Raw genomic sequence first — 8,618 nt, 5'->3', positions numbered from 1 at the left:
GAAGCAGGCGGCGGAGCGAGCGCACGCCTGGAACGACGACGGGCGGCCCCTCTTCGGAGCCGCCCGTGGGTGCACCCGAGACTCAAAACGCCTCTTCGGGGACCTCCATCAGGTCCAGCGCGCCCTGCTCCACCATGCGCGCGGCGTGGGCCAGCCCCGGCAGCACCTCGCGGCAGAACCAGCGCGCGCTGGCCAGCTTGCCCGCGTAGAAGGCCTTGTCGCCCGGGTTCGTCTTCACGCGCTCCAACGCCACCGCCGCGTGCCGCACCAGCAGCCAGCCGATGAGCAGATCCGCCAGGGCCATCAGCACCCGGTTGCCCTGAAGGCCCACGTGGTAGAGCGACTCGCCCAGCTTCCCCATCAGCGTGCCCAGCATCGTCTCCGTGTCCGAGAGCGCCTTGCCCAGCGCCGCGCGCTCGGCCTCCAGCTCCTTGCCGCCCTCGTCCGACTCCGCCGTCGCGCGCACCTGGGCCAGCAGCCGCTGGAGCGTCGCCCCTCCGTCTCGCGCCACCTTGCGCAGCAGCAAGTCGAGCGCCTGGATGTGGGTGGTGCCCTCGTAGAGCGTGTCGATCTTCTGGTCCCGGATGTACTGCTCCATCGGGTAGTCCTTCAGGTAGCCCGAGCCCCCGAGGCACTGGAGCGACACCGCCAGCAGCTCGTACGCCTTCTCCGAGCAGTAGCCCTTCACCAGCGGCAGCAGCAGGTCGTTGAGCGAGTCGGACTCGGCGGCCTCCTGCGCCCGGTGCCCGCCCTTGAGCTCCACCTGGTCCTGGATGGAGGCGGTATAGAGGCAGAGTGCGCGCATGCCCTCGGCGTGCGCCTTCTGCGCCATCAACATCCGCCGCACGTCCGGGTGGTGGATGATGGTGACGCGCGGGGCCTTGGCGTCGCGCGCGTTCATCAGGTCCGCGCCCTGCTTGCGCTCCTTGGTGAACTCCAGCGCGTTGAGGTACGCGGTGGACAGCGTCGCCATGGACTTCATGCCGATGGCCATGCGCGCCTGCTCGATGACATGGAACATCTGGCGGATGCCGTCGTGCACCTCGCCCAGCAGCAGCCCGCGCGCCGGCTTGCCGTCCCCGAAGGTCAGCTCGCTCGTCACCGAGCCCTTCAGCCCCATCTTCTCTTCAATCTTCGTGCACACCACGCCGTTGCGCTCGCCCGGCTTGCCATTCTCGTCCACCCAGTACTTGGGGACGATGAAGAGCGAGAGGCCCTTGGTGCCCGGGCCCGCGCCCTCGGGCCGCGCCAGCACCATGTGGATGATGTTCTCCGCGTGCTCCGCCTCCGCGCTGGTGATGAAGCGCTTCACGCCCTCGATCTCCCACACCTCGCCCCCCACGTGCCGGGCCTTGGTGCGCCCCGCGCCCACGTCGCTGCCCGCGTCCGGCTCGGTGAGCACCATCGTCCCCACCCAGCGCCGGTCGATCATCGTCGGCAGGAAGCGCTTCTTCTGGGACTCGGTGCCCAGCCGGTCGATGACGCGCGCCAGGATGCCGCCCAGCGTGAAGAAGGCCCCCGCCGGGTTGGAGCCCGCCACCAGCTCGAAGGCCGCCCAGCCCAGCGAGGGCGGTGCCCCCATGCCCCCCAGGTGCATCGGCAGCTCCAACTGGTGCATCCCCGCGTCGTAGTAGGCCCCCAGCGACCGCTGGAGCCCCGGCGGTAGCGCCACCGTCCCGTTCTCCAGCTTTGGCGGGTTGTGCTCCGGCTCGGTGAAGCTCGCCGCCAGCTCCTTGCCGCACACCTCGGCGAACGTCTCCAGCGTCTGCCTCGCCGCCGTCTCGTCGAAGTCCCCGAAGGGCGCCTTGCCCAGCGAGCTTCGTCCAATGTCCAGGAATTCGAAGAGGTTGAAGGACAGGTCTCGCAGGTTGGCCTTGTAGTGGCTGGACGCGGAGGTCATCGGGGGGCTCCGACTGTACGGTGAGTGTGGGTTGGAGGCCGACGCTAGCAACTGGGGGGCCCTCGCTGCGACAATATCGGGACGAAACACCCCCCGTGCGTCCAGTGAGGACCCGTCCATGAGCATCCGAAGGATCGGCGGCTTCAACCCCTCCGTTCAAACCGCCCAACTCATCGAGTCCCAGCGGCGCGTCGAGGCCGTCGAGAAGCACATCGGGGCCGACGACCCCGCGCTGATGACGGAAGAGCAGCAGCTCGAGGCCCTCAACGCGAAGCTCCAGGCGGAGCTGGAGGCGGTGGAGGCGGAGCGCACGGCCCAGGCGCGCGAGGCCGCGGAGCTGCGCTCGCAGTTGATGAACGTCGATGGTTTCGAGCGCGCCCAGCGTGAGTTGCTGGACCTCAAGGGCGGCGCGGAGGCCGAGCCGGAGGTGCTCCCGGGCGTCGGGCAGGGCGGGGAGGGCGTCTCGCTGGCGCACCTGGCGCGGGCCAGTGTGTACGCGGCGGCCCAGGCCCGGAGCGCCGTGGAAGAGGCAGCCGCGGCGGTCTCGGCACAGCACGAGGCCGACGAGGCCGAGGTGGCGGCCCCCGCGGAGGACGACTGGATGCAGGCGGAGCTCGCCGCGCTCCAGACGGAGGTCGATGGGGCCGACGAGGTCGAGGCGAGCGAGGCGGCCTACAACGACCCGGGCGCGGACGCGTTCGTCGCGAGCCTCGATGACATCGCGAACCTGGAGGAGGGTGGAGCGGGCTTCGGGGACGCGGGGGCCGATGCGTTCGTCGCGAGCCTCGATGACATCGCGAACCTCGTGCCCGAGGTGGGAGCGGAGGTCGCGGGTCCGGGCGAGGCCGAGGGCCTGGTGGAGGCTCCGGCCGCCGAGGTGGTGGACTCGTTCGAGGCCGCTCCGGCCCCGGTGATGCTCCCGTTCGATGACGAGGGGGGGCCGGACGCTCAAGGCTGAGCGGGTGGGCCGGGTCAGGCCTTGATGTACCGCTCGAACACGAAGCCGAAGTCCTTCACCCAGTACTTCTGCTGAGCGCCGGCGAGCCAGGCGAAGGCCGCCTGGTTGAGTTCCTTGAAGGACTCCACGATCGGCGTGGCACCCGCCTGGCCGCGGCCGAGGGTGGTGGAAGCCACCTCGAGGCTGGTCTTGGCGTGGCCGAGCGCCACCTCGTTCTCGTGCATCAGCTCGGAGATGCGGAACAGGGCCTTGTAGAGATCCTTCACCTGCTCGAGGTGCTTCTTGTGCACGTCGATCGAGAACTCCTTGGGGCCGAGGTGGAATTTGATCTCCACGTCCATGTCGATGTTACCGGCGGTCTCCAGCAGCACGTGGGAGATCGGGTTGCCGCTGTAGCTGTAGCGGCGCAGCATGCGCTTCTTGCTGGCGGCACTGGTGCCATCGAGGTGGATGAGCGCCTTGTTGGTGAAGCAGTACTCGTCGGACTTGGACTTGATCAGGAAGAAGATCTTCTCCTGGTCCTCGTGCATGACGTAGTCGTCGGCGTCCACCTTGTCGTAGTCGGTAGGGGCGATGACCGAGCCGATGTCACTGAGGCCGAGCGCGTCGGCGGCGATTTTCCCGAACATTTCGATTCTCCCAGGGCAGGTGCTGCGGGGTGACGTGGCCTCGCGGCCCCGAGCCAGCATAGGTGAAGCGGGCAGGGCGGCAAGGGCTGCGCTATGTGTGGGCCATGCGCAAGGTGGTCATCCCCCGGGCCGGTGGTTACGAGCAGCTCACCTTCGAGACGCGACCGGAGCCCTCACCCGCTCCCGAGGAGGTCGTCGTCACCACCGAGGCCATCGGCGTCAACTACGCCGACTGCGTCATCCGCATGGGGCTGTATGCCTCGGCCAAGGAGTATGTCGGCTGGCCCATCACCCCCGGCTTCGAGTTCGCTGGCACCGTCACCGCCGTCGGCGCCTCCGTCACGGACCTCGCTCCGGGCACCAAGGTCCTGGGGGTCACGCGCTTCGGGGGGTACTCGACCCATGTCGCCGTGCCCCGGCATCAGGTGTTCCCCCTGCCCGCACGTTTCGACATGGCCCAGGGAGCGGGCTTCCCCACCGTCTTCCTCACCGCCTACTACGCCCTCTTCGAACTGGCCCATCCGCGCCCGGGCCAGACGTTGCTCGTGCACTCGGCCGCGGGCGGCGTGGGCAGTGCGCTGCTGCAACTGGGCCGCATCGCCGGCTGCCGCACCGTGGGCGTCGTCGGCTCCACTCACAAGGTGGAGACCGCGCGCGCGCTCGGCGCGGAGGTCGTCATCGACAAGAGCCGCGAGGAGCTCTGGCGAGCCGCCGAGCAGGCCTCTCCTCGGGGCTATGACGTGGTGCTCGATGCCAACGGAGTCGCCACGCTGCGCGAGAGCTACCGGCACCTCGCCAGGCCCGGCAAGCTCGTCATCTATGGCTTCCACTCCATGCTGCCGCGTCAGGGTGGGCGTCCCAACTGGGTGAAGCTCGCCTCGGACTTCGTGCGGACTCCCCGGTTCGATCCGCTCAAGCTCACCAACGACAACGCGAGCGTGCTCGCCTTCAACCTGTCCTACCTGTTCGAGCAGCGCGGCGTGCTCGAGGAGTCCATGGTCCGGCTGCTCGCGTGGGTCGACGAGGGCCGCATCACTCCGCCTCCCGTCACCCGCTTCCCGCTCGACCGAGTCGCCGACGCACACCGCGCGCTGGAGTCCGGCTCCACGGTGGGCAAGCTCGTGCTGGTGCCGTGAGGGTGAAGCCGTCAAGCGGTCACCTCGGAGCTATCGGCTCACGGGGCTCCGGCGCTTCATCGCCTCGTCCACCCGGCGGCCCAGCTCCGCGAGGCTCTGGGTGAAGCCCATCCCCGTCACCGTCCCGGGAAAGCCGTTCTCCTCGTCCGCGAAGTTCGCCGTGCCCGCCACGCCCTCGTCGTAGTAGCGGTAGCCCAGGTTCGACAGCAGCGCGATGACGTAGTGTCTCCGCTCCCTGCCCGGCAGCGCCCGCACGATGCCCGCGTCGCTCCCGTAGTTCTCCGTCTGCCCGGTCTTGTGCAGGAACTCCACCTCCGCCGCCGCGTTGCACGGCCGCGTGTCCCGCTCGAATGCCGTCTCGCCCACCGTCGCCGTCCCGTCCGCCGCCAGCCACCTCGCCGGCACCGCCGTCGGGATTCCCGGTCGTGCGTTCGGGTCTCCGCACACCAGCGTCGAGCTGAGTCCCTCCGCGTACCCCTGGTCCCCCAGCAGCTTCTTCAGGAAGTTGCGCGCGGGCTCCGACAGCTCGGCCGCCGTCACCGCACGGCCCTCCGGCGTCCTCCACAGCACCCCCGGCCCTCCGTTGATGAGCAGGAACAGTCGCGCCGTGTCCAGCGCCGTCATGTGGATGCTCCCCGGCTGCCAGTTCCTCCCCGTCACCGGCGACGTCCCGTTCACCTGAAGCGTCCCGAGTCCCAGCGCCGCCAGCTCCGCGTTCAGCCCCTCCATCGCCCCACGCTCGTGCAGCAGCTTCACCAGCGCCTCCGTCGAGCCGTTGTCCGACTCGACGATCATCGGCTCCAGCCAGCCCCGCACCGGGCGCTCCCCCTTGTCCACCGTGTCCCGGATGAAGCGGTACGGCGTGTCCAGCGTCAGCTCCCCCCGGTCCACCCGCCTCATCACTCCGTAGGCGATGAGGATCTTGAACAGCGACGCGGGGTAGGGCGCCATGAAGCGCAGCGGTGCCTTCTCGCGTCCAGGCACCAGGTCATCGTCGGCCGGAGCGTCCGGCCAGCCCTTCGTGTCATCCCATCGGTCCAGGTCCCACCGCGTGAAACGCACCGCCCGTGTTCCGAGCGTCCGGGCGTCGATGGGCACCCCCCGGCCCTTCGGGTAGTCCCTCGACACGAGCACGTTCGCCGCCGCCACCGGACGGCCCTCCGCGTCCAGCTCGATGACCGCCACGTCCACGTTCGGAGGGTGCGCGATCCGCTCTCCCTTTCGCCTCCAGTCCAGCACCCGGTCGAGGCCCACCTCGCCCACCGCTCGCAGCAGCTGCGTTTCCAGGGCTCGGGAGCGGGTGGGGGACAGGGAAGGTTGGGCCGCGGAGGCCGTGGTCAGCAGGGCCGTGGTCAGCAGCAGGGCGAGGCGGAGGGTCGGGCTTCGCATTGGGGGTTCTGGAGTTGTACCCTCCCCCGGCCCTCTTCCAGCGGAACTTCGGAGTTTCCCGTGCCCATCGTCCACGACTGGCTCGCGCGTCGCGCCTCGCTCGCCCCCGAGCGCATCGCCCTCATCGACTCCCTTCGCGGGGATCGCCGCATCTCCTGGCGGGAGTGGAATGCCTCCGCCAATCGCACCGCCCGGCTCCTCCACGACGTCCTCGGGGTCCGTCGCGGCGACCGCGTCGCCGTGCTCGCGATGAACTGCACCGAGTTCCTCGATCTCCTCTTCGCCTGCGGCAAGCTCGGCGCCATCCTCCAGCCCCTCAACTGGCGCCTCAGCACCTCCGAACTCGCCTCCCTCCTCGTCGACGCCGAGCCCGTCGTCCTCGTCCACGGCCCCGACTTCCAGGCCCAGGTCGACGCCGTCCGTCCGGGTGCCTCCAGCGTGCGGCACTTCGTCCCCCTCGAGGACTCCTCCCCCCGCCAGCCCCAGGACGTTCCGTTCAGCCGGCGTGAGGCGCTCTCGGACGCTCCGCTCCCCACCGTGGAGGTCGAGCCCGAGGATCCGTGGGTGCTCTGCTACACCGGCGGCAGCACCGGCACCCCCAAGGCGGCCATCCTCACCCACCGCTCCATCACCGCCAACGCCGCCAACACCGTCGTCAGCTGGGGCCTCACCGCCGACGACACCGCCCTCCTCAACGCGCCGCTCTTCCATACCGGTGGCCTCAACGTCTTCACCACCCCCCTCGTCTACGTGGGGGGGACCACCATCGTCGCCCGCGCCTTCTCCCTCGACCAGGTCTTCGACCTCGTCCACTCCGGCGCCATCTCCCTCTTCTTCGGCGTGCCCACCATGTTCATCGAGATGCAGCGCCACCCGCGCTTCGACTCGGTGGACTTCTCCCGACTCAAGCTCCTCATCAGCGGCGGCGCCCCCTGCCCCCAGCCCGTCTTCGAGCGCTTCTTCGCTCGTGGCGTGGACTTCAAGACCGGCTACGGGCTCACCGAGGGCGGGCCCAACAACTTCTGGCTCCCCGCCCAGGATGTGCGCCGCAAGCCCGGCGCCGTCGGCGTGCCCCTGTTCCATGTCGAGGCCCGTATCGAGGGCGATGGCGAGGAGGGCGAGCTGCTGCTGCGCGGGCCCCACCTCTGCTCCGGCTACTGGCGCCGCCCCGACGAGTCCGCGAAGACCTTCGCCGGCGGCTGGCTCCACACCGGAGACCTGGCCCGACGCGACGCCGATGGGTGTTTCTCCATCGTCGGTCGCAGCAAGGACCTCATCATCTCCGGCGGCGAGAACATCTACCCCTCCGAGGTGGAGAACGTCCTCGCCGCCCACCCCGAGGTCGCCGAGGTGTGTGTCATTGGCGTCCCCGATCCCAAGTGGGGCGAGGTGCCTCGTGCCCTCGTGGTGGCCCGGCCCGGCGCGGATCTCACCGAGGTCCGGCTGCTCGAGTTCTGCCAGGGTCGGCTCGCTCGGTACAAGCAGCCCAGGTCCGTGAAGTTCCTGGAGGCGCTCGTTCGCACCAGTGCCGGCAAGGTGGACCGGCGGACCCTCTCGGCCCAGCACGGGTCCCCGGGCTGACCCTCACTCGTCAGGTGTTCACCTGGAAGCGCGCCACCATCTCTCGCAACTGCTTCGCTCGCGCTTCCAGGTCCTCCACCGCCTTCGTTATCTGATCCACCCCCGCCGCTGACTCCACCGCCTGCTCCGTCAGCCCGTGGATCCTCCGCGTGAGCGACTCGCTGACTTCCGCCTGCGCCCCGTGCGCTCGCGCCATGTCCCTCACCCTGCGCTGGATCTCCTCCGCCCCCGCCACGATCCGCTCCAGCGCCTTCCCCGTCTCCACCGACAGCGCCAGCCCCTCCCTCACCCGCGCCTGCCCCTCCCTCATCTGCGCCGCCGCGGACTCCGTCTCCACCTGGCTCTCCTTCATCAGCGTGGCGATCCGCTCCGCCGCCGCTCGCGCCTGCTCGGCCAGCTTGCGCACCTCCTGCGCCACCACCGTGAAGCCCTTGCCGTGCTCGCCCGCGCGCATCGCCTCGATGGCCGTGTTCACCGCCAGCACCCGCGTCTGGTCCGCCACGTCTGAAATCAGCTCCACCGCCCGCCCCACCTCCGCGCTCCACTCCGTCAGCCGCTCCACCGTCCTCGCCGAGCGCTCCACCACCCGGGCGATCTCCCCCATCTTCTCGCCCGTGCTCCTCACCACCGCTCCGCCCTCGCGCGCCACCTGACCGTTCGTCTCGGCCGTCTTCGCCGCCAGCTCCGCCTGGTGCGCCCCCAGCCCCATCTCCTTCGTCACCCCCAGGAGGCTGTCCGTCATGCCGCTCAGCGCCCGCGACTGCTCCCGCGCCGCCTGCCTCAGGCCCTCCGTCGAGTGGTGGATGTGCTCCGCGTCCCGGGCCGTCGCTCCCGACACCTCCACCACCCCGCGCAGCACCCGCTGCACGTCCGTCACCATCGCGTTGAAGGCCCTCCCCAGCTCGCCCACCTCGTCATGCGAGGGCGCCTCCACCTTCACCCGCAGGTCCCCTCGCGCCACCTGTCCCGCCGCCTCCACCAGCGAGCGCACCGGCCTGAGTACCCGCCGCGAGAAGTACACCCCC

The 8,618-nt window shown here is 70.0% G+C and carries 7 protein-coding genes; 3 read left to right on the top strand and 4 right to left on the bottom strand.

The window, feature by feature from the left end:
- Positions 1 to 82 precede the first annotated feature (82 nt).
- Positions 83 to 1,900, bottom strand: a complete 1,818-nt coding sequence (locus tag VF794_RS39070) for an acyl-CoA dehydrogenase (protein ID WP_331118691.1) — start codon at positions 1,898 to 1,900, stop codon at positions 83 to 85.
- A gap of 118 nt (positions 1,901 to 2,018) precedes the next feature.
- Here VF794_RS39070 and VF794_RS39065 point away from each other — a divergent pair, with 118 nt between their 5' ends.
- Complete coding sequence (locus VF794_RS39065; protein ID WP_331118689.1) at positions 2,019 to 2,858, top strand: hypothetical protein; 840 nt, start codon at positions 2,019 to 2,021, stop codon at positions 2,856 to 2,858.
- 14 nt (positions 2,859 to 2,872) lie between these two features.
- Here VF794_RS39065 and VF794_RS39060 read toward each other — a convergent pair whose 3' ends face one another.
- Positions 2,873 to 3,487, bottom strand: coding sequence for a PH domain-containing protein (locus VF794_RS39060; RefSeq protein WP_331118687.1), 615 nt, complete (start codon positions 3,485 to 3,487; stop codon positions 2,873 to 2,875).
- 104 nt (positions 3,488 to 3,591) lie between these two features.
- Between VF794_RS39060 and VF794_RS39055 the strand changes: the two genes are divergently transcribed.
- Positions 3,592 to 4,623, top strand: a complete 1,032-nt coding sequence (locus VF794_RS39055) for a medium chain dehydrogenase/reductase family protein (protein WP_331118685.1) — start codon at positions 3,592 to 3,594, stop codon at positions 4,621 to 4,623.
- A gap of 30 nt (positions 4,624 to 4,653) precedes the next feature.
- Here the strand turns inward: VF794_RS39055 and VF794_RS39050 are convergent, their stop codons facing one another.
- Entirely contained in the window at positions 4,654 to 6,012 is a 1,359-nt protein-coding gene (locus VF794_RS39050; protein ID WP_331118683.1) for a serine hydrolase, read from the bottom strand.
- Between the two features lie 60 nt (positions 6,013 to 6,072).
- On the opposite strand from VF794_RS39050, the gene VF794_RS39045 reads away from it, so the two are divergent.
- Positions 6,073 to 7,593 carry a long-chain fatty acid--CoA ligase gene (locus VF794_RS39045; RefSeq protein ID WP_331118681.1) on the top strand — a complete coding sequence of 507 codons (1,521 nt, stop codon included), beginning with the start codon at positions 6,073 to 6,075 and terminating at the stop codon, positions 7,591 to 7,593.
- A gap of 10 nt (positions 7,594 to 7,603) precedes the next feature.
- On the opposite strand, the gene VF794_RS39040 is transcribed toward VF794_RS39045, so the two are convergent.
- Positions 7,604 to 8,618, bottom strand: a 1,015-nt coding sequence (locus tag VF794_RS39040; RefSeq protein ID WP_331118679.1) for a methyl-accepting chemotaxis protein, incomplete at its 5' end; no start/stop codon positions are given.

The sequence above is a fragment of the Archangium sp. genome, assembly GCF_036389735.1.
Lineage (GTDB): Bacteria > Myxococcota > Myxococcia > Myxococcales > Myxococcaceae > Archangium.
Note: the sequence above shows the minus strand (reverse complement) of the source record. Positions and strands in the feature narration are given on the sequence as shown.

Excerpts from the sequence above, each read along its gene's own strand:
- VF794_RS39070 (WP_331118691.1), bottom strand. The coding sequence starts at position 1,900 with ATGACCTCCGCGTCCAGCCACTACAAGGCCAACCTGCGAGACCTGTCC.
- VF794_RS39065 (WP_331118689.1), top strand. The coding sequence starts at position 2,019 with ATGAGCATCCGAAGGATCGGCGGCTTCAACCCCTCCGTTCAAACCGCC.
- VF794_RS39060 (WP_331118687.1), bottom strand. The coding sequence starts at position 3,487 with ATGTTCGGGAAAATCGCCGCCGACGCGCTCGGCCTCAGTGACATCGGC.
- VF794_RS39055 (WP_331118685.1), top strand. The coding sequence starts at position 3,592 with ATGCGCAAGGTGGTCATCCCCCGGGCCGGTGGTTACGAGCAGCTCACC.
- VF794_RS39050 (WP_331118683.1), bottom strand. The coding sequence starts at position 6,012 with ATGCGAAGCCCGACCCTCCGCCTCGCCCTGCTGCTGACCACGGCCCTG.